This window comes from Pseudomonas sp. GL-R-19, from assembly GCF_019956375.1.
Lineage (GTDB): Bacteria > Pseudomonadota > Gammaproteobacteria > Pseudomonadales > Pseudomonadaceae > Aquipseudomonas.
The window spans coordinates 74476-94592 of the sequence record NZ_JAHBDJ010000017.1 but is presented as its reverse complement, the minus strand read 5'-3'; the positions used below and the strand labels follow the sequence as shown (position 1 = coordinate 94592).

The 20117-nt window shown below is 61.2% G+C and carries 22 protein-coding genes; 16 read left to right on the top strand and 6 right to left on the bottom strand.

The features are described from left to right. Positions 1-374: 374 nt before the first annotated feature. Positions 375-746 (top strand): fe2+ zn2+ uptake regulation protein, encoded by a 372-nt coding sequence (locus tag KGA83_RS10795; RefSeq protein WP_108217469.1) that lies wholly within the window; start codon positions 375-377, stop codon positions 744-746. A gap of 8 nt (positions 747-754) precedes the next feature. Here KGA83_RS10795 and KGA83_RS10790 read toward each other — a convergent pair whose 3' ends face one another. Then, positions 755-943, bottom strand: a complete 189-nt coding sequence (locus KGA83_RS10790) for a hypothetical protein (protein WP_007983579.1) — start codon at positions 941-943, stop codon at positions 755-757. Between the two features lie 157 nt (positions 944-1100). Between KGA83_RS10790 and KGA83_RS10785 the strand changes: the two genes are divergently transcribed. Then, positions 1101-1238, top strand: coding sequence for a hypothetical protein (locus KGA83_RS10785; protein ID WP_178086788.1), 138 nt, complete (start codon positions 1101-1103; stop codon positions 1236-1238). Between the two features lie 7 nt (positions 1239-1245). Here KGA83_RS10785 and KGA83_RS10780 read toward each other — a convergent pair whose 3' ends face one another. Then, positions 1246-2169: a LysR family transcriptional regulator gene (locus KGA83_RS10780; RefSeq protein WP_223529702.1), complete on the bottom strand. Its 924-nt coding sequence runs from the start codon at positions 2167-2169 to the stop codon at positions 1246-1248. A gap of 117 nt (positions 2170-2286) precedes the next feature. Here KGA83_RS10780 and KGA83_RS10775 point away from each other — a divergent pair, with 117 nt between their 5' ends. Further along, on the top strand, positions 2287-3282 hold the full coding sequence (locus tag KGA83_RS10775) for an aldo/keto reductase (RefSeq protein ID WP_108217467.1): 996 nt from the start codon (positions 2287-2289) through the stop codon (positions 3280-3282). Positions 3283-3506: 224 nt separating this feature from the next. Here KGA83_RS10775 and KGA83_RS10770 read toward each other — a convergent pair whose 3' ends face one another. Continuing rightward, on the bottom strand, positions 3507-4037 hold the full coding sequence (locus tag KGA83_RS10770) for a hypothetical protein (RefSeq protein WP_108217466.1): 531 nt from the start codon (positions 4035-4037) through the stop codon (positions 3507-3509). Between the two features lie 386 nt (positions 4038-4423). On the opposite strand from KGA83_RS10770, the gene KGA83_RS10765 reads away from it, so the two are divergent. The 7 genes from KGA83_RS10765 (at position 4424) to KGA83_RS10735 (ending at position 9452) form a co-directional block, all read left to right on the top strand. Further along, entirely contained in the window at positions 4424-4870 is a 447-nt protein-coding gene (locus KGA83_RS10765; protein WP_108217465.1) for a DUF411 domain-containing protein, read from the top strand. Beyond that, positions 4870-5304 carry a YqaA family protein gene (locus tag KGA83_RS10760; RefSeq protein WP_108217464.1) on the top strand — a complete coding sequence of 145 codons (435 nt, stop codon included), beginning with the start codon at positions 4870-4872 and terminating at the stop codon, positions 5302-5304. Before KGA83_RS10765 ends, KGA83_RS10760 begins: the two co-directional genes overlap by 1 nt. Positions 5305-5389: 85 nt before the next feature. Continuing rightward, complete coding sequence (locus KGA83_RS10755; protein WP_223529700.1) at positions 5390-6415, top strand: alpha/beta fold hydrolase; 1026 nt, start codon at positions 5390-5392, stop codon at positions 6413-6415. Positions 6416-6428: 13 nt separating this feature from the next. Then, entirely contained in the window at positions 6429-7382 is a 954-nt protein-coding gene (locus KGA83_RS10750; RefSeq protein ID WP_223529698.1) for a D-2-hydroxyacid dehydrogenase family protein, read from the top strand. A 217-nt stretch (positions 7383-7599) separates the two neighbouring features. Further along, a complete protein-coding gene (locus KGA83_RS10745; RefSeq protein WP_223529696.1) occupies positions 7600-8142 on the top strand; it encodes a tetratricopeptide repeat protein in 543 nt (180 codons plus the stop codon). Positions 8143-8208: 66 nt separating this feature from the next. After that, the gene (locus tag KGA83_RS10740; RefSeq protein ID WP_411741906.1) at positions 8209-8691 is read left to right on the top strand and encodes a sigma-70 family RNA polymerase sigma factor; all 483 of its coding nucleotides are present in this window, start codon (positions 8209-8211) and stop codon (positions 8689-8691) included. Continuing rightward, positions 8691-9452 (top strand): anti-sigma factor family protein, encoded by a 762-nt coding sequence (locus tag KGA83_RS10735; RefSeq protein WP_108217459.1) that lies wholly within the window; start codon positions 8691-8693, stop codon positions 9450-9452. Before KGA83_RS10740 ends, KGA83_RS10735 begins: the two co-directional genes overlap by 1 nt. Positions 9453-9497: 45 nt before the next feature. Here the strand turns inward: KGA83_RS10735 and KGA83_RS10730 are convergent, their stop codons facing one another. The 3 genes from KGA83_RS10730 to KGA83_RS10720 form a co-directional block, all read right to left on the bottom strand. Continuing rightward, positions 9498-9773 (bottom strand): hypothetical protein, encoded by a 276-nt coding sequence (locus KGA83_RS10730; protein WP_218430699.1) that lies wholly within the window; start codon positions 9771-9773, stop codon positions 9498-9500. Between the two features lie 110 nt (positions 9774-9883). Continuing rightward, on the bottom strand, positions 9884-11185 hold the full coding sequence (locus KGA83_RS10725; RefSeq protein ID WP_108217457.1) for an ATP-binding protein: 1302 nt from the start codon (positions 11183-11185) through the stop codon (positions 9884-9886). A 4-nt stretch (positions 11186-11189) separates the two neighbouring features. Beyond that, a complete protein-coding gene (locus tag KGA83_RS10720) occupies positions 11190-11891 on the bottom strand; it encodes a response regulator transcription factor (RefSeq protein ID WP_007970971.1) in 702 nt (233 codons plus the stop codon). A 293-nt stretch (positions 11892-12184) separates the two neighbouring features. Between KGA83_RS10720 and KGA83_RS10715 the strand changes: the two genes are divergently transcribed. From KGA83_RS10715 to KGA83_RS10690, 6 genes are all read left to right on the top strand, one after another. Beyond that, the gene (locus KGA83_RS10715) at positions 12185-13342 is read left to right on the top strand and encodes an efflux RND transporter periplasmic adaptor subunit (protein ID WP_223529694.1); all 1158 of its coding nucleotides are present in this window, start codon (positions 12185-12187) and stop codon (positions 13340-13342) included. Positions 13343-13356: 14 nt separating this feature from the next. Then, on the top strand, positions 13357-16443 hold the full coding sequence (locus tag KGA83_RS10710; protein WP_223529692.1) for an efflux RND transporter permease subunit: 3087 nt from the start codon (positions 13357-13359) through the stop codon (positions 16441-16443). A 189-nt stretch (positions 16444-16632) separates the two neighbouring features. Beyond that, complete coding sequence (locus tag KGA83_RS10705; RefSeq protein WP_115948185.1) at positions 16633-17274, top strand: DUF1345 domain-containing protein; 642 nt, start codon at positions 16633-16635, stop codon at positions 17272-17274. A gap of 76 nt (positions 17275-17350) precedes the next feature. Continuing rightward, positions 17351-18190: an AraC family transcriptional regulator gene (locus tag KGA83_RS10700; protein ID WP_223529690.1), complete on the top strand. Its 840-nt coding sequence runs from the start codon at positions 17351-17353 to the stop codon at positions 18188-18190. Positions 18191-18242: 52 nt separating this feature from the next. Further along, positions 18243-18851 carry a LysE family translocator gene (locus KGA83_RS10695; RefSeq protein ID WP_223529688.1) on the top strand — a complete coding sequence of 203 codons (609 nt, stop codon included), beginning with the start codon at positions 18243-18245 and terminating at the stop codon, positions 18849-18851. 140 nt (positions 18852-18991) lie between these two features. Beyond that, entirely contained in the window at positions 18992-20017 is a 1026-nt protein-coding gene (locus KGA83_RS10690; protein WP_317850586.1) for a LacI family DNA-binding transcriptional regulator, read from the top strand. Positions 20018-20117 lie beyond the last annotated feature (100 nt).

Sequence of the window (20117 nt, the reverse complement as noted above, 5' to 3'; positions counted from 1 at the left end):
CTCTCCTACTCGGGTGCTGTCACACCAGTGCTAATGACGGTCTCTGCCCCGCGCACGCTCTTCAACTCTAGCTCCCTCAGTTTGCTGCGCGACAGCGCGGCGTCGAAGACGAGGCGGCCCCTCCTACAGGGGAGCGCGTGCACCACCAAACAACGAGGTCGAGCGCAGCTCCTACAGGTATCGGTGTTCCCCGGGATTGCGTGAAGAACCAAAATTTAGGGTTTCACCGCCCATCGGCGCGTGGACTGACAGGTTGATCACACGGTGGCGACAAATTTTCTACATTCGAGCCTTCATGATTTGCACTGCTCATGCGTCTAGTCTTGCAAGAGCGCCCACTTTTTCCTGATCAGGCTCTGAAAAGGAGTTTTGCAATGTACAACTCGCAACTGCCAACGGACGGTAGCAATGCGCCAAAGGGTACTTCCATGGGAGTCGGCGTATTCGAGCCGCGTACCGATCGCCACCGCAACGAGCGGATCAGGATCCTGCTCAAAAGCTTTGGCCTGCGCACCAGCCTGATCCGCCTGAAAGTCATCGATGCCCTGCTGACGGCCGCCGAAAGCGACCGCAGCCTTGGCGTGCGCGGCGTGCACAGCCAATTGCTGGAGCTGGACATTCCCTTGTCGTTTCTAAGCGTGCGTGAAGTGCTCAAGCGCTTGTGCAGCGAGGGCGTGATTGTCCTCAACCCCGACAAAAGCTACAGCCTGCATCCCCAGGCTGCTGCCATTCTGCGCAACCAATGATCGAATGATCAGGGCTTGACCTTGCGGCGCATCACGCCATTGACGACCACCACGATCACCGCCACGCCTATGGCGATGTACTGGAACATTTTTTCACTGATGACGCCGGTGTTCTGCAACCAGGAAAGGCCAAACATGATCCCCAGCACCACCAGGGAGATCAGAATCGAGTATTTCAAACGTTGCGACTGAGTCATTGCAGGTTCCTGAATCTGAAAATGTATCCGGTTTGTATCGATACGCATGCCAAGTGCCTACCCTGTTTCGGGGATAAACAACTACGAGCGGGGGTCTCATGTTACAGCCGATGAAGAGTTTTGGCTTCATAACGGCGATAACCATGAGGACTTTCACATGTTGCGACGAATCACATTGCTGATGCCTCTGCTGGCCATCCTGACCTTGAGCGGTTGCATTGTTTACCCCTACGGGGGCTGGCACCACCATCACCACTACGACCATCGCGGACCGGGTTACTACCAACATCGTTAACAGCTATTCAACGTCCTGAATCCTTTCGATAGAAGTCATTGCCGGGCTGGGCACACAACTCAACCAGCCAATCGACAAACACACGCACACGCCGGGATAACTGGCGGTGCGGCGGATAAAGCGCCGTCATCGGCATGCCCGGTGGCGGCACTTCCCCAAGCACTTCACGCAATCGCCCCTCCTGCAGTTGCCGCGCCACGTGATAGTACGGCGTCTGCACCAGGCCATACCCCGCCTCGCACGCTGCCAGATAACCATCGGCACTGTTGACCGCCACCTGCTTGGGCAGATCGACCGACTGCACCTGGCCATCCACGACAAACTCCAGCCCATAGCGTTTTGCGTTGCTGGAGATGTACTCGACCATCCGGTGCCCGTCCAGGTCGTCCAAGGTATGGGGCGTTCCGTGCCGCTGCAGATAGTCAGGACTGGCACAGGTCACCTGATCCATCATCACCAGCGGCCGTGCGACCAACGAATCGTCCAGCGGCGAGCCTCCGCGCAACACACAATCGACACCTTCGCGAATCAGGTCCACCGGCCGGTCATTCAAACCTATTTCCAGCTCGATCAAGGGATAACGGGCCGTGAATTGCGGCAGCGCCGGAATCACCACCAGACGCCCCACTCCCGCCGGCATGTCCACCCGCAACAAGCCCTTGGGATTGTGACGCGCCGCGCTGAACACCGCTTCGGTCTCTTCAAGATCCGCCAGCAAGCGCACGCAACGCGGGTAATAGGCCGCACCGTCGAGCGTCAGGCTGATCTGCCGCGTGGTGCGTTGCAGCAGTTGCACCCCCAGATGTGCCTCCAGTTGCTTGATCAGGATAGTCACCGAGGCCCGGGGCAATTGCAGGCTGTCGGCGGCCCTGGCAAAGCCACCGAGTTCGACGATTCGGGTAAAGACGCGCATGGCGTTGAAACGGTCCATTGCTGGCTCCACCGGCAGATTGTTTAGATTTAACGAATAGTGATAGCCGTTTTAGCCGGTTTATCTTGTTTCTGTCGAGGCGAACAATAGCGACTCACTTCACAGGGAGCTGATTTCATGCACACACGTCAATTGGGAAAAAACGGTCCGCAGGTGTCGGCCATCGGCCTGGGCTGCATGGGCATGACCGACTTCTACACCACCGGCACGGACACCCGCGAAGCCACGGCCACCCTGCATCGCGCGCTGGAACTGGGCGTCAACCTGCTCGATACCGCCGATATGTACGGCCCGCACACCAATGAAGAACTGATTGGCAAGGCCATTGCCGGCAAGCGCGATCAAGTGTTCCTGGCCAGCAAGTTCGGGATCGTCCGCGACCCGGCCAACCCCACCGCCCGGGGCGTCAACGGTCGGCCGGAATACATTCGCCAGTCCATCGATGGCAGCTTGAAACGCCTCGGCGTGGACACTCTGGACCTGTATTACCAGCACCGAATCGACCCACAGGTGGCTATCGAGGAAACCGTCGGCGCCATGGCCGAACTGGTCAGTGCCGGCAAGGTGCGTTACCTGGGATTGAGCGAGGCATCGGTGGCGACCCTGGAACGGGCACACAAGGTTCATCCGATCAGTGCGTTGCAAAGTGAATATTCATTGTGGAGCCGTGACCAGGAGGAAAACGGTTGCCTGGCGGCCTGCCAGCGCCTTGGCGTCGCCTTTGTGCCTTATAGCCCGTTGGGCCGAGGCTTTCTGACCGGCGCGTTGAAAAGTCCGGATGATTTCGCGGCGGATGACTACCGCCGCTTCAGCCCGCGATTCCAGGGCGAAAACTTCGCGAAAAACCTGCTACTGGTGCAACAGGTACAAGCGCTGGCGGCAGAGAAAGGCGTGACGGCGGGGCAACTGGCGCTGGCGTGGGTGCTGGCCCAGGGTGATTACCTGATTCCGATTCCGGGCACCAAGCAACGTAAATATCTGGAAGAAAACGTGGCTGCTCTGGAGGTGACGCTGAACGCCGAAGAACTGCACGCGCTGGAAGCGATCTTTCCGGCGAATGCCACCGCAGGCCTGCGTTATCCGGAAGAGGTCATGAAACTGCTCGACCGGTAAGGGTCGCCGGCCCGCTCAATGAACCGGGCGGGCCGTAATGCCGATCAGTTAAGCCGAGACACTGAACCCGTGGCGAGGGAGCTTGCTCCCGCTGGACTGCGCAGCAGGCCCATTTGTTGGGGCCGCTGCGCTGCCCGGCGGGAGCAAGCTCCCTCGCCACAGGTTAATCAGCGCTGGTCGATCCCTTAACTGACTGGCATTAGGGCGGGCCGGGCAACACGGCGTCAGGCCTCTTCCGAGAGAACACTGCCGGGCCTCACCATGGGGCCGTTGTTCTTGCCGTAAGTTTCCAGGTTTTGCAGCACGTAGATCGCTTTTTTGAACTCGGGAATCAGGTAGTTGGCGTACTTGTTACCCTTCAGATTGTTGTTCTGGATGTTCTCCAGTTGCGTGGCGAAATATTCCAGCGCATTGAACTTCGCGTCAGGATCCTTGATACCAAACCGGTCGAACTTGTCACCGGCATTGCTCAGCGTGACCGCCGTCACATCGCTGATCAGGCCACGCTCTTTCAGAAAGACACTGAGACTGCCCATGGATTTGACTGAAATATCAGTAGGATCAAAACCCTTCATCTGCTTGCGCAATTTCATCTTGTCCATCTTGACTGTATCCAGTTCGACTGGATTGTTGCCCACCAGGTCAAGCATCTGCCTGACCTTGACGCTCTGGGGAACAGACTTTGATCTGCTGGCGGTATCTCGAACCAACAAGCCCGCTTTCGCAGTCCAGGCGCCGGTATAACCGATAGTCATTGAGAACTCCTTGCTTGACCAAGTTAGGAGGTCGGGAGTATCGGCCGGAGCACTTGAAGCCACCAAACCTTAATTCGGAGTTTTAACAATTCTCGTACAATTCAGATACATGCTGTAAAACTTATCGTTTGTTAGATATTCGCACTTTGAAGAATGGTCCTTCAGACTTTTCTTACATAGCGACTAGTTGGCTTTCATCAACACCGATACTTACCCTCGGCATTTCAACCTGACGTTTTTGTAATGTGCCCCTCATCTGCCTGACAGCGATGATCTACCATCATCTAACAGCGGTTTTTTGTAGCAATTAGAAACACTCCTTGAATGCCCGACAAGTAAAAAGGGTCAAAATGCGTTTTTTTCGCCCGTTAGCCGAGACGAATCCCATGCGAAACCCTCTGCGTCTGATCGCCCTGAGCGCCCTGCTCATGTCCTCCCTGGCCCAGGCCGCCGACCTCATCCCGATCGAGGTGCATCGCGACGCCAACTGTGGCTGCTGCAAAAAATGGATCACTCATCTGCAGGCCAATGGTTTCAAGGTCGAAGACCACGTCGAAGCCAACATGAGTGAGTTCAAGCAACAGCACGGTGTGCCGCCGCGCCTGGCGTCGTGCCACACCGCGTTGATCAACGGCAAATTCGTCGAAGGTCATGTCCCGGCCGACCAGGTCCTGGCCCTGAGCAAGCGCGACGATCTGTTGGGCGTCGCCGCCCCCGGCATGCCCATGGGTTCGCCCGGCATGGAAATGGACGGCATGAGCGATGCCTATCAGGTCATTGGCCTGAAAAAGGATGGCACTGACGTGGTAGTTGCGGATTACCCCGCCCATTGATGTCCGGCGCGTACCTCGGGCTGTTTTTCGCGGCATTCGGTGCCGCCACGCTGCTGCCGCTGCAATCCGAAGCCGTGCTGGTGGGCCTGTTGCTCAGCGATCGGTATTGGCACTGGGCACTGCTGGCAGTGGCAACATTCGGCAACGTTCTTGGGTCACTGCTTAACTGGTGGCTGGGGCGCGGGATCGAGCGGTTCCGCGACCGGCGCTGGTTTCCGGTCGGCCCCCGACACCTGGAAAAAGCCCGGCGGCATTACCAACGCTTTGGCCACTGGTCATTGCTGCTCAGCTGGCTGCCGGTGATCGGCGATCCGCTGACGCTGGTCGCCGGGGTCATGCGCGAACCGCTGGGGCGCTTCCTGCTGATCGTCACCCTGGCCAAAGGCGCCCGCTACGGCGTGCTGGCCATGGCGACTCTGGGCTGGATGGGGTGAACCATCGAGGGTGGCGATTGCCTGTGTTTAATATCGCCCTAATCGAGCCGGTCCAGCATCGGCGGCTATCATATGGAGCTCTCCCATGTCGCGTCCCCTCACCCGCTGGTTACCCGGCCTGCTGCTGACCGCCGCCCTGCCCGCCATAGCCCACGCCGAAGGACCGGCATACGGCCCCCAATTGCAAGGTTTCGACTACCCCTACACCCTCAAGCACTTCGCCTTCGAATCCCAGGGCCAGTCCCTGCAAATGGGTTACATGGACGTCGCCGCCCACGGCAAGGCCAATGGTCGCAGCGTGGTGTTGATGCACGGCAAGAATTTCTGCGGTGCCACCTGGGAGACCTCGATCAAAGCCCTCAGCGACGCCGGCTATCGGGTCATCGCCCCGGACCAGATCGGCTTCTGCACCTCCAGCAAACCGGCGCACTATCAGTACAGCTTCCAGCAACTGGCGACGAACACCCAACAATTGCTCAAGGCCCTGGGCATCCAGAAAGCCACCCTGCTGGGGCACTCCACCGGCGGCATGCTCGCCACCCGCTATGCCTTGCTATACCCCGAACAGGTCGAGCAACTGGCGCTGGTCAACCCCATTGGCCTGGAAGACTGGAAAGCCCTCGGTGTGCCCTATCGCACCGTTGACCAATGGTACGAACGCGAACTCAAACTCAGCGCCGACGGGATCCGCACCTACGAGCGCAACACCTATTACGGTGGCCGCTGGAAGCCGGAATTCGATCGCTGGGTCGACATGCTCGCCGGCCTGAACAAAGGTCCGGGGCATACGCAAGTCGCGTGGAACTCGGCGCTGATCTACGACATGATCTTCACCCAACCGGTGTACTACGAATTCAAGGACCTGAAAGTGCCGACCCTGCTGTTGATCGGAACGTCCGACACCACCGCCATCGGCAGTGACATCGCCGCCCCCGAAGTCAAGGCGAAGCTCGGGCACTACGAGGTCCTCGGCAAACAGGTGGCCAAGCTGATTCCCCAGTCCACGCTGGTCGAATTCCCTGGCATGGGCCACGCGCCACAGATGGAAGAACCGGCAGAATTCCACCAGGCCCTGCTCGCCTGGCTGAACAAGACCAACCCCGTGCGTTGAAGAGGAAAGGCTGATGCCCGTGCAGATTGCAGTGCTTGATGATTGGCAGGATGTGGCGCGGGATGTGGTGGACTGGTCGGCGCTGGACTGCGTCGGCCAGGTGAGTTTTCTCCATGACTACCCCACCGATAACCCATCCCTGGCCGAGCGCCTGGCCGGGTTCGAGATGATCTGCGTGATGCGCGAACGCACCCGTTTCGATGAAGACCTGCTGCGCCGCCTGCCGAAACTCAAACTGCTGGTGACCGGCGGCATGCGCAACGCCGCCCTGGACCTGAAAACCGCCGCTGCGCTGGGCATTCAGGTCTGCGGCACCGACAGCTACAAACACGCCGCACCGGAGCTGACCTGGGCGCTGATCATGGCCGCAACCCGCAACCTGGTGGTCGAAGCCAATGCCCTGCGTGCCGGTCAGTGGCAACAAGGCCTGGGCGGTGACCTGCACGGCAAGACGCTGGCCATCCTCGGCCTGGGCAGCATCGGCCAGCGCGTCGCACAATTCGGTCAGGTGTTCGGCATGCGCGTGATCGCCTGGAGTGAAAACCTCACGGCCGAACGTGCGGCGCAAGTCGGTGTGACCCATGTCAACAAGCAGGAACTGTTCGAACAGGCCGACGTGCTGTCGGTGCACCTGGTGCTCAGCGACCGCAGTCGGGGCCTGGTGGATGCACAGGCGCTTGGCTGGATGAAACCCACGGCGCTGCTGGTGAACACCGCTCGCGGACCGATTGTCGATGAAGCGGCACTGATCAAGGCACTGCAGAAACAACGGCTGGCCGGTGCCGCACTGGACGTCTTCGAGCAGGAGCCGCTCCCTGCGCACCATCCGTTCCGGACCCTGGATAACGTGCTGGCAACCCCCCATATCGGGTACGTGAGCCAACAGAACTACCAGCTGTTTTTCTCGCAAATGATCGAGAATATCCAGGCCTGGGCGGCGGGGGCTCCTATTCGTTTGCTGGGCTGATACTGCAATGTGGGAGCGACGGTGCGGCGATCCGACCTGCTCGCGATAGCGGTGTATCCGTCGACATCAACGTTGAATGACACTCCGTTATCGCGAGCAGGCTCACTCCCACAACGAATAATTTTTCATGCTGCGGTGTTCACATCACATCGACCTTGCATTGCGCCTGACGGGGCGCGACCTGATCTGAAACGCATGAACCTCTGGAGCAAAGCCCATGAATATTCGTGTTGCCGTTCTGATGACCCCGCTGTTGCTGACCGTTGCGTTGTCCGGCTCCCTCGCCCTGGCCAACGGTGGTGGTGGCGGTGACGACATGCCCAGCCGGCCCAACTGCCCGAAAGGTCAGGTGCTGGATACCCGATCGCATCGGTGCGTAAGGCAGACCAGCAACCTGGTGCCGGACGAAGACCGCACCAACTACGCCTGGCAACTGGCCAAGGACGGACGTTACGAAGAAGCCCTGGCCCTGCTCGACACGCTGAAAAAGCCAAATACGGCAAAAGCATTGAACTATCGCGGCTACGCCACGCGTAAACTGGGGCGTACCGACGAAGGCATCGGCTATTACCTGCAATCGGTGAAACTCGACCCGCAGTACGCGCAAGTCCGCGAATACCTCGGCGAGGCCTATGTGATCAAAGGCCGGCTGGATCTCGCGCAGGAGCAACTGCAGCAGATCAGATCCATCTGCGGCAGCACTCAATGCGAGGAGTACCAGGACCTCGCCGAAGCCATCAACGACTCATCGAAAACCTGAAAACCTGAGCGGACGGAGGTCGCCATCGCCAGCGATCAGACAATACGAACGGAACTGAACCAGCATCTGGCGCGTTTATGGCGCTACGGCCTGCTGTTGTCCCGGCAACGGCATGTCGCCGATGACCTGGTGCAGGCCACCTGTGTGCGGGCGCTGGAGCGGGCCGCGCAATTCGTGGCGGGAACGCGCATGGACCGCTGGCTGCTGAGCATTCTGCATTCGATCTGGCTCAACGAAGTCCGCTCCCAGCGGGTGCGTCAGGGTCAGGGCCAGGTGGATGCCGATGACGCCTTGTCGTTCGATGGTGAATCCGTGGCCCAGACCCATGTATTGGCGGCACAGGTCATCCGTCGCGTCGATGCGTTGCCCGAGACCCAGCGCGAAACAGTGTTTCTCGCCTACGTCGAAGGCTTGTCCTACCGCGAAGTCGCCGACGTGCTGCAAGTGCCCATCGGCACGGTGATGAGTCGCCTGGCCGCCGCTCGGGCGAAACTGGCCGAATATCCACCATTGCACGCGGTGCCGCACCCTTACCGAGGAGAACATTGATGAGTACGAGAACCTCGGACGAACAACTGGTGGCTTACCTCGACGACCAACTCGATGCCGAGCAGCGCTCGCGCATCGACGCGGCCATCATTGCTGATCCGATGCTCAGCCTGCGCCTGCAATGGCTCGATCGCAGCAGCCTGCCGTTCAAGGACGCCTACGATGAACTGGCCCGACAGGCGCCGGTGGATCGCCTGCAAGCCATGCTCGCGACGCTGCCCTCGCCCGTCCGCCCCGGGCTCAACCGGCGCTGGTTCCTTGCCGCCGCGGCCGCACTGTTGGCCGGCGGCGTGCTGGCGGACCGGCTGTTTCTCGGCTGGCAAGCGAGTCGGCTAACACACAACTGGCGCGGTGAGGTGGCCGATTACATGGCGCTCTACGTGCCGCAAACGCTGGATCATTTACCCGCTGATGAAGCCGCGCAACGGGCACAACTGCGGACCATCGATGAGCGTCTGGGCCTGGACCTCGCGCCGGCAAAACTGAGCCTGCCCCGTGCCGAGTTCAAGCGCGCGCAAATCCTCGAGTACGACGGTGTGCCCATCGCCCAGATCACCTACCTCGATCCGGAGCACGGCCCCATGGCGCTGTGCGTCACCCGCTCCAACAGCGGCAGCCGCCATTTCGCCCGGGAACAGCGGCGCGAGATGAACATCGTGTATTGGGCCGACATGGAACACGCCTGGATGCTCATCGGGCATCAGCCGATGGCGGATCTGGAGGAGATGGCGAAGCTGTTGCGCAGTCGGTTGAGCGCTTGAAGCACAGACAATGGCCTGCGGGACCGGAAAAGACCCCGCAAGCCATCACGTTGTCCAGACATCGACGCCCACCCGCTCAAGGTCGTGTGCGCTCAGCAGCTCTCCGTCTGCCCCCTTCGTCATCGTATATTTCACTGCATCGCCAACCAGAAAACAGGCGCGACCCTCTGCGGTGATGTTGGGTCCGATCCTGATCGCCAATCTGCTATAGCCGCCATCGGGCAGGACCATCGCGAATTTTGTCGACACACTCTCGACTTTGACATCCCGGATTGCACTGATCGTGCCTCGCCCGCTGATTCTTATTGTTGGCGCGCTCATTCTTTTCCTCCAGCCTGCCGCCTTCTCTTGAGGTCGCAGACCAATGAAACGCGCAAGCGCAGCGTCTTGCTACTGTCAAAGTTGACAGAAGAAGCTGCCGCTTGTCGCAATCAGGCCGAAGCCGGCAACCACAAGCGAAACCGCGCCCCGCCCAGCGGCGAGGCTTGCACCGTCAGCGTGCCGCCCTGGGCCTCCAGCGCGCGGCGGCTGATCGCCAGCCCCAGTCCGAAACCACCCGTGGCGCGGTCGCGGCTGCGGTCGAGGCGGTAGAACGGTTCGAAAATCCGCTCACGCTCGTCATCCGGAATGCCAATGCCGTCATCGTCGACCCAGATCTCACAACCGCCGACATACACCTGAACACCGATCTGGATACGCTTCTCGCAGTAGCGCATGGCGTTGCGCAGCAGGTTTTGCAGGGCGCGAGCGGTCAGGCGCGGGTCCAGGCTGAAGCGTTCGAGCTGGCCGTGGAGCAGCACGTCGATGACGATTTCCGGGGATTCCAGCTCTTCGTCGACGCTACCAAGGATGCTGTCGATGAACTCATCCAGCGACACCTCGACCTGCTCCGGCAACTGCCCCGGGTTTTGCAGGCGACTGTAGGACAGCAACTCCAGCACCAGTTCATCGAGTTCCCGAATGTGCGCCACCAGGCTTTGCAGGCGCTCGCGGCTGGCCGCCGGCAAGTCGTCGGACAGCGCCAGCGCCAGGCCGAAGTCCAGGCGCGTCAGCGGGGTGCGCAACTCGTGGGACACCGCATTGAGCAAATCCCGTTGCTGGTTGAGCAGGTTCTCGATGTCGCCGGCCATGGTGTCGAAAACGCTGGCCAGGCTGCCGATGTTGGAACTCGGGGAAATTTGCGTGCGCTCGCTCAAGTGGCCCTTGCCAAAGCGTTCGGCCGCGCCCTTGAGACGTTCCAGATCACGCCAGTGCGGGCGCAGCCACAGCAACAGACACGCGAGCATGGTCGCGCCGATCAGCACGTTGATGCTCCAGTACAACAGGTTGACGTCCAGCGGATCGGGTGGCACGACCATTTGCACCACGGTGCGCTCATTCAGCGGTGCGACCGCCAGCGTGCGCCAGCCCCAGTCGCCGACGCGCACGACGTTCTCGCCGCGGCGCAAGCGCTGCTGTTCATCAGGCGTCAGGCTGCTGTCGTCATTGCCACTGAGCACGATGTGCAGTGGATTGAAGTCCTTGTCCATTTCAGCCGCCAGGGCCGGCCACTGCCCGGCCGGGGCTGCGTGAAACTGTTTGACGATCAGCGTTTGCAATCCGCGGGAGTAATCGAGGTTGTAGGTGACAAAGCGCTCGTGGAACACCTTGACCACCAGATCCGGCACCAGATAGATCGCCGCGCTGAACGAGACGATGGTCACCAGGTACAAACGAAAGAGGATTCTGAACATCGGCTCAGCATTCCCACTCGGAACGACTGAACAGGTAACCCTTGCCCCATACGGTCTTGATCTTGCGCGCCTCGCCCGCGTGGTCGTCGAATTTGCGCCGCAGCTTGGAAATCGCCACGTCCACCGAACGGTCGGTGCCGTTGAACTCGATGCCGCGCAGGCGTTGCAGGATCTGGTCGCGGCTCAACACCTCACCGGCATGCCGGGCCAGCACCACCAGCAGGTTGTACTCACCGCTGGACAGGTCCACCAATTGCTCGCGCCAGGTCACGGTGCGTTCGGACAAATCGATGCACAGGTTGCCCATCAGAATGCGGTCGTTGGCGGTCTGCGGCTCGCTGAGGCTGCTGCGGCGCAACAAGGTCCGCACCCGGGCCAGCAGCACCCGCGGCTCGCAGGGTTTGGTCACGTAGTCGTCGGCACCCATTTCCAGGCCCAGGACCTGGTCGTGGCTGTCGTCGCGGGCGGTGAGCATCAGGATCGGCAGGGTCGCCGAATCGGCGCGCAGCAGGCGACAGACTTGCAAGCCGTCGAGGCCGGGCAGCATCAGGTCGAGGATCACCAGGTCCGGCGGATTGAGCCGCGCACGTTCGCGCACATGGTCACCACGACCGATCACGCTGACGGAATAACCGTTGCGTTCCAGGTAGCTGGCAATCAGTTCGGCGAGGGCGGTGTCGTCTTCGACCAGGAGGATGTTGGGCATGGGGTGTTTCCAGAAAGAGCTGTAGCGTCTGCACCGGCCTCTTCGCGAGCAGGCTCGCTCCCACAGGGATTTGAGGTGAACAAAAATGATATGAACACCACCGACCACTGTAGGAGCGGGCTTGCCCGCGAAAGCGATCTGTCGGGCGCAATAGAAATCAAGGACTGAAGGATATACGCCCTCACGCCCACCCGAGTAAAACCCTTACACAATTTCACACAGCACCAACAAAGCTTCACCGCTACCCTCGCCTTCGCCCAGTAGGATGCTGGGGGTCTTTATTGGGGTATTACATGTCGAAGAATCTGCTTGCCAGGCTCAGTCTGATTGCTCTGGCGTTGACACTGGGTGCGTGTGACAAGTCCACGAATGCCGAGGAACAGGCGCCGCTGGCCACGGTGCGCATCGAGACCATCGTAGCGCGGCCACTGACCATCAGCAGTGAACTGAGCGGACGGATTGCTGCGCCGCGCATGGCCGAAGTGCGTGCCCGCGTGGCCGGCGTGGTCTTGCAGCGGACCTTCCGTGAAGGCAGTGACGTGAAACAGGGCGATGTGTTGTTCCGCATCGACCCGGCGCCGTTCAAGGCTGACCTGGACAGCGCTGAAGCGGCATTGCGCAAGGCCGAGGCCAATGCGTTCCAGGCCAGATTGCAGGAACAGCGCTACGCCCAGTTGATCGACGCAAAGGCCATCAGCGGTCAGGACTACGACAACGCCCGGGCCAACGCCCGGCAGACCGCCGCCGACGTCGCCGCCAACAAGGCGGCGGTGGAGCGCGCCCGGTTGAACCTCGGTTATGCCACGGTCACGGCGCCGATTTCCGGGCGTATCGGTCGCGCGCTGGTCACCGAAGGCGCACTGGTCGGGCAGAACGAAACCACGCCGCTGGCGCTGATTCAGCAACTGAACCCGATTCACGCCGACCTGACCCAGTCCACCCGCGAACTCAACGAGCTGCGCCGCGCCTTCCGTTCCGGCCAGTTGCAGCAGGTCGGCCAGGACCAGGCCAAGGCCACGCTGATTCAGGATGACGGCAGCCTCTACCCGCTGCCGGGCAAAATGCTGTTCAGCGACATCACCGTCGACCCGGGCACCGGCCAGATCATTCTGCGCAGTGAGTTCCCCAACCCCGACCTTGACTTGCTGCCCGGCAGTTTCGTGCGCGTACGCCTGGAACAAGCGGTCAACCAGCAGGGCATCAGCGTGCCGCAACGGGCCATCCAGCGCGACAGCGCCGGCATCGCCCAGGTGCTGCTGCTCGACGGCGAACAGCGGGTCGGCCAGCAACCGGTCGAACTGGGCGCTGTGCAGAACGATCGCTGGATCGTCACCAGTGGCCTGAAAGCAGGCGACCGCATCGTCATCGAGGGTCTGCAGCACGCTCGCGTCGGCGAGAAAGTGCAAATCGACGACACCCCTCTTCCACTTGCCCAGGTGACTGGTCAGTAAGCAGGACGCTTTTTATGCCGCAGTTCTTTATCGACCGCCCGGTGTTCGCCTGGGTGGTTGCCCTGTTCATCCTGCTGGCCGGTGCGCTGGCCATTCCGCAACTGCCGGTGGCGCAGTACCCGAATGTCGCGCCGCCACAAGTCGAAATCTACGCCGTGTACCCGGGCGCTTCGGCGCAAACCGTGGACGAGAGCGTGGTCAGCCTGATCGAGGAAGAGCTCAACGGCGCCGATCACCTGTTGTATTTCGAATCCCAGAGCAGCCTCGGCAGCGCGACCATCAAGGCCACCTTCCAGCCGGGCACCAACCCGGAATTGGCTCAGGTCGATGTGCAGAACCGCCTGAAAGCCGTGGAGTCACGCCTGCCCCAAGCGGTGATCCAGCAAGGTTTGCAGGTGGAGAAAGTCTCCTCCGGTTTCCTGCTGTTGATCAGCCTCACCTCCAGCGACGGCAAACTCGACGACGTAGCGCTCAGCGATTACCTGGCGCGCAATGTGATGAACGAAATCAAGCGCCTGGACGGCGTCGGCAAGGCACAGTTGTACGGCGCCGAGCGGGCGATGCGGATCTGGATCGACCCGCAGAAGCTGCTCGCCTTCAACCTGACACCGGCGGACGTCAATGCTGCCATCGTCGCGCAAAATGCCCAGGTGTCGGCCGGCAGCATCGGCGATCTGCCGACCCGCACCACCCAGGAAATCACCGCAACCATTCTGGTCAAGGGTCAGCTGTCGGCCCCCGAAGAGTTTGCCGACATCGTCCTCAAGGCCACCCCGGACGGTTCTACCGTGCGCATCAGCGACGTGGCGCGGGTCGAGATCGGTAGCCAGGAATATCAGTTTTCCACGCGCCTGAACGGCAAGCCATCCACCGCCGTCGCCGTGCAGTTGTCGCCCGGTGCCAACGCCCTGAACACCGCGACCCTGGTGCGGGCGAAGATGGATGAGCTGTCGCGCTTCTTCCCGGCGAACGTCGAATACAAGATCCCGTACGACACCTCGCCCTTCGTCAAAGTCTCGATCACCAAGGTCGTCTACACCCTCGGCGAGGCGATGTTGCTGGTGTTCGCGGTGATGTTCCTGTTCCTGCAAAACATCCGCTACACACTGATTCCGACGTTGGTAGTGCCGGTGGCGCTGATGGGCACCTTTGCAACGATGCTGGCGCTGGGGTTTTCGATCAACGTGCTGACCATGTTCGGCATGGTGCTGGCCATCGGCATTCTGGTGGACGACGCCATCGTGGTGGTGGAGAACGTCGAGCGGATCATGGCCACCGAGGGCTTGTCGCCCAAGGAAGCCACGCGCAAGGCCATGCGGCAGATCACCGGGGCCATCATCGGCATCACCCTGGTGCTGGTCGCGGTGTTCATTCCGATGGCGTTCATGCAGGGCTCGGTCGGGGTGATCTACCAGCAGTTCTCGCTGTCGATGGCCACGTCCATCCTGTTCTCGGCGTTCCTCGCCCTGACCTTGACCCCGGCCCTGTGCGCGACGTTGCTCAAGCCGATTGCCAAGGGCGAACACCACGAAAAGACCGGCTTCTTTGGCTGGTTCAACCGTCGCTTCGAGCAACTGACCGAACGCTATCAAGGCTGGGTTGCCTATGCACTGAAACGCAGCGGGCGTTTCCTGCTGATCTACGGTGTGTTGCTGGTGGGTCTGGCCGTGTGCTTCAGTCGCCTGCCCTCCTCGTTCCTGCCGGTGGAAGACCAGGGTTACACCATCACCGACATTCAATTGCCACCGGGTGCGAGCAAGAACCGCACAGTGCAGGTGGCCGAGCAGGTTGAAGCGCACAACGCCGGGGAGCCGGGCGTTCGTGACAGCGTGGTGATTCTCGGATTCAGCTTCTCCGGCAGCGGGCAGAATGCGGCGCTGGCGTTCAGCACGCTCAAAGACTGGTCCGAGCGTGGCAGCGACGATTCGGCCAGCTCGATTGCCGACCGGGCCAACGTTGCCCTCAGCCAGATCAAGGACGCGGTGACATTTGCCGTACTGCCACCGCCCGTGGATGGCCTGGGTACCTCCAGCGGATTCGAATTTCGCCTGCAGGATCGCGGCGGCCTCGGCCATGAGAAGTTGATGGAGGCTCGCACCGACCTGCTCGCGGCGGCCGAAAAAAGCCCGATCCTGATGAACGTGCGCGAAAGCGCCCTGGCCGAGGCACCGCAGGTGCAACTGATCGTCGACCGCAAGCAGGCCAACGCGCTGGGTGTGTCCTTTGCCGACGTCGGCAACGTGCTGTCCACGGCCGTGGGCTCGGCCTACATCAACGACTTTCCCAATCAGGGGCGGATGCAGCGCGTCGTGGTGCAGGCCGAGGGCGACCAGCGCAGTCAGGTGGCTGACCTGCTGAAGATTCACGTGCGTAACACCCACGACAAAATGGTGCCGTTGTCGGCCTTCGTGCAGGCCAGGTGGACTCAGGGCCCGGCGCAGTTGACCCGCTACAACGGCTACCCGGCAATCAGCATTTCCGGTGAACCGACGCCGGGCCACAGCACCGGCGAGGCCATGGCCGAGATCGAGCGGCTGGTGGCGCAAGGTCCGGCAGGCCTGGGCCAGGAATGGACCGGGTTGTCGTTGCAGGAACGATTGTCCGGCAGCCAGGCACCGATCCTGCTGGGGTTGTCGCTGTTGATCGTGTTCCTGTGCCTGGCGGCGTTGTACGAGAGCTGGTCGATCCCCACCTCGGTGCTGCTGGTGGTGCCGCTGGGTGTGCTCGGCGCGGTGCTGGCGGTGACCTTGCGCGGGATGCCCAACGATGTGTTCTTCAAGGTCGGGCTGATCACCATCATCGGCCTGTCGGCAAAGAACGCGATCCTGATCATCGAGTTCGCCAAGAGCCTGTACGACGAAGGCCACGACCTGATCAATGCGACCTTGCAAGCGGCACGCCTGCGGTTGCGGCCGATTGTCATGACCTCGCTGGCGTTCATTCTTGGCGTGGTGCCGCTGGCGATTGCCACTGGCGCCAGTTCCGCGAGCCAGCAGGCCATCGGCACCGGGGTGATCGGCGGGATGATCACCGCGACCCTGGCCGTGGTGTTCGTGCCGGTGTTTTTTGTGGTGGTGATGAAGCTGGTGCGCAAGCGCTAACCCACACACCACCCTGTAGGAGCGAGCTTGCTCGCGATGGTCGTTAACGATAACGCGTGTCTGCTGGATAAACGCGGTGCCTGGGAGTCCATCGCGAGCAAGCTCGCTCCTACAGGGGGGCTTCATTGATTTCAAGAATGTGGTCACCTGGGCTAAGGTGTTTGCAATGCCCCGAACCAACGAGCCTCCATGATCTTCCTCGCACGCACCCACCCTCGCCTGTCCGCCGCCATCCTGCTGGGCATCGCGGTGGGCATTCTGGCTCCGGCCGATTCGCCGATCAGCAAGATCCTCATCGGCTGGAATGCCGGCGTCTGGATCTACCTGTTGCTGATGTTCTGCCTCACCGTGCGTTCGAAAGCGACTGACGTAAAACGCATCGCCGAAATCGAGGACGAAAACGCCGGGCTGGTGCTGGCGCTGGTGTGCATTGCGGCACTGGCCAGCCTGGCGACCATCACCTTCGAACTGGCCGGCAGCAAAGACCTGGAAACCACCCGCAAACTGATGCGTTACGGTTTCACCGCGCTGACCGTCATCGGCTCATGGCTGCTGATCGGCGTCATCTTCAGCCTGCATTACGCGCGGCTGTATTACATCTGGAATGGCAAGGAGCCGGCGCTGCGCTTTGCCGAAGGCCTGACGACGCCCGACTACTGGGACTTCCTGTACTTCTCGTTCACCATCGGCGTGGCAGTGCAAACTTCGGATGTCGGCGTCGCCACGCCAGGCATGCGCAAGATCGTGCTGGCGCAGTCGCTGATCGGCTTTTTGTTCAACACTGCCATTCTCGGGTTCTCGATCAACATCGCCGCCGGCCTGTTCGGCTGATGACTGCACAAACGTTCTAGGCATGGCCCTCGGCCGAGGCGTTAAATAGCCCGGCAAACCGTTTCGCAGGTACCCCATGAGCGCTCACAACTGGATCGACCTGGCCCGGGATGCCGACACCGGCATCGAGACCCTGCGCGCGCATTTCGAAGGTCACGCCTATGACCCGCACTGGCACGACAGTTATCTGGTGGGCGTCACCGAGCAAGGGGTCCAGCAATTCAATTGCCGACGGGCCAGGCACCAGAGCACGCCGGGCAAGGTGTTTCTGCTGGAACCCGGTGACATCCATGACGGTGAAGCGCCGACCGCCGACGGTTTCACCTACCGCATGCTGTACCTCGACCCGCAGTGGTTGCAACGCGAACTCAGCGCCGTGTTCGATCATGCCCCCGACAACAGCCAGCTGAGCTTCGCCGCCACCCTGGCCTGCGATGCGCGTCTGGCCCAGGCCACCAGCCTGGCGTTTGAAACCCTGCATCGCGGTGAACTGAAGATCGTCCGCCAGACCGCCCTCGACGGTTTGCTCGAGCGCCTCACCAGCCACTTGCACTGGCGTGCCCGCGATGGCCAGGACCCGCGTCTGCCGCAGGTGGCACACAAAGCCCGGGAATACCTGCATGCCAACGCGCAATACGACATCGGCCTCGATCAACTGGCCGCCGTCACAGGTGTCGATCGCTTTCGCCTGACCCGCGCGTTCAAGGCTGCCTATGGCATGGCACCCCACGCGTATCTGGTACAACTGCGCCTGGCAACCGCCCGCCGCCTGCTGGTCCGTGGCGAACAACCGGCGGCGGTGGCAATGGCACTGGGCTTTGCCGATCAGAGCCATCTGGGGCGCTGGTTCATGCGCGCCTATGGCCTGACGCCGGCGCTGTACCGCAAGCGCTGCTCAAATCTTCCAGACAGATAAGCCCGGGATTGTGAAGATCGACTTCACTGATCTTCACCGGAGTTAGCCCGCGATGCTGCCCTCATTCCCGACTTTGTTGCCTTTCCTGCTGTTTGCCTTTGTAGCCTCGATCACCCCCGGCCCGACCAATATTCTGGTGCTGAGCAACAGCGCTCGATACGGGTGGGTCGCGGCTGTGCCGATCATCGTCGGCGCCTGTGCCAGTGCTGCGACCCTCGTATTGCTGGTGGGCACGGGCATCGGTTCATCATTGACCGCGTGGCCCGCCGTGCAAGGTGCCATGCAATGGGCCGGCGTGGCGTGGCTGAGCTATCTGGCCTGGCAGATTTTCAATGCCCCGGTGACAGACATTGCCGCGCGCGACAACGAAGCGCGCCTGGGATGGATGGGTGCCGCCAGCCTGCAACTGGTCAACCCGAAAACCTGGATGATGGCGCTGGCGGTGGTCAGCGTATTCGCCGGGGATGGCGAGCATCGCGCAGTGCAGGTGATGTATTTGTCGCTGGGTTTTTTTCTGGTTTCCCTGCCATGTCTCGCGGCCTGGGCGGCGCTCGGTGCCGGTTCAAGCCGCTGGTTGCGCTCACCCCGTGCCATGCAACGCTTGAACCGCTGCATGGGCCTGTTATTGCTGGGTTCTGCGTGGTTGAGCGTGTTGGCCTGAGCGCCGCTTGTCGGTCATTGTTCGACAATCAACCATTCGGGGCTTGACGGCGAATTGACTTTTGGTGTCTTCTGAAACCGGTTTCAGCGCTATCTCACGAAGCACTCGACCTTATAAATCCAATAAGAAGGTTTCAGACCGTGAACGATTTCTCCGCCGCCCAGCGCAGCCGCGTGACCATGCTCGACGTGGCCGAACACGCCAAGGTCTCCAAGGCCAGCGTTTCGCGGTTCATTGGCGATGATCGCGCCCTGCTCTCCGATGCCATTGCCCAGCGCATCGAACAGGCAATTGCCGAACTCGGCTATCGCCCGAACCAGATGGCCCGCGGCCTGAAACGCGGGCGCACCCGCCTGATCGGCATGCTGGTGGCCGATATCCGCAACCCTTATTCAATTGCCGTGATGCACGGGGTGGAAACCGCCTGCCGTCAGCACGGCTATAGCTTGGTGGTGTGCAACACCGACCGCGACGACGAGCAAGAGCGCCAGCACCTGGCCCTGCTGCGCTCGTACAACATCGAAGGCCTGATCGTGAACACCCTCGGTCATCACCGCGACCAATTGCACGAACTGCACCGGGAAATGCCCATGGTACTGGTGGATCGCAAGGTGGAGCACCTTGATAGCGATATGGTCGGGCTGAACAACCCGCAGGCCATCGAGATGGCCCTCGCCCATCTTGAAGAGCGCGGTTATCGCGATGTGTTGCTGGTCACCGAGCCGTTCGACGGCACCAGTTCGCGAATCGAGCGGGTCAGCAGCTTCAAGGCGCAAATCGGGCAACGCCCAGCACTTCGCGGCACGCACATCGAAACCGGCAGCGAGCTGACCGCACAGCTGAAATCCTTCCTCGACGCGCCTGGCCCCGGCCCTAAGGCGTTGTTTTGCGCGAACGGGGTTGCGGCGCTGGCCAGCACCCATGCGTTGCGTGAACTCCAGTGCAACCTGTTCGACGACGTGGGCTTGATCGCCCTCGATGACCTGGATTGGTACCCGTTGGTGGGCAGCGGCATTACCGCCCTCGCGCAGCCGACTACCGAGATGGGCGCCAGCGCGTTCGAGTGTCTGCTCAAGCGGCTGCGGGGGGATGACGGGGCGGTGCGGACGCTGGATTTTTCGGCGCGGTTGGTTGTGCGGGGTTCGACCCTTGGGAATTTGCGTTGAATGTTAAGACGCCATCGCGAGCAGGCTCGCTCCTACAGTGGATTTGTGAATATAGGCCCATTGTAGGAGTGAGCCTGCTCGCGATGGGGCCCTGACTAGC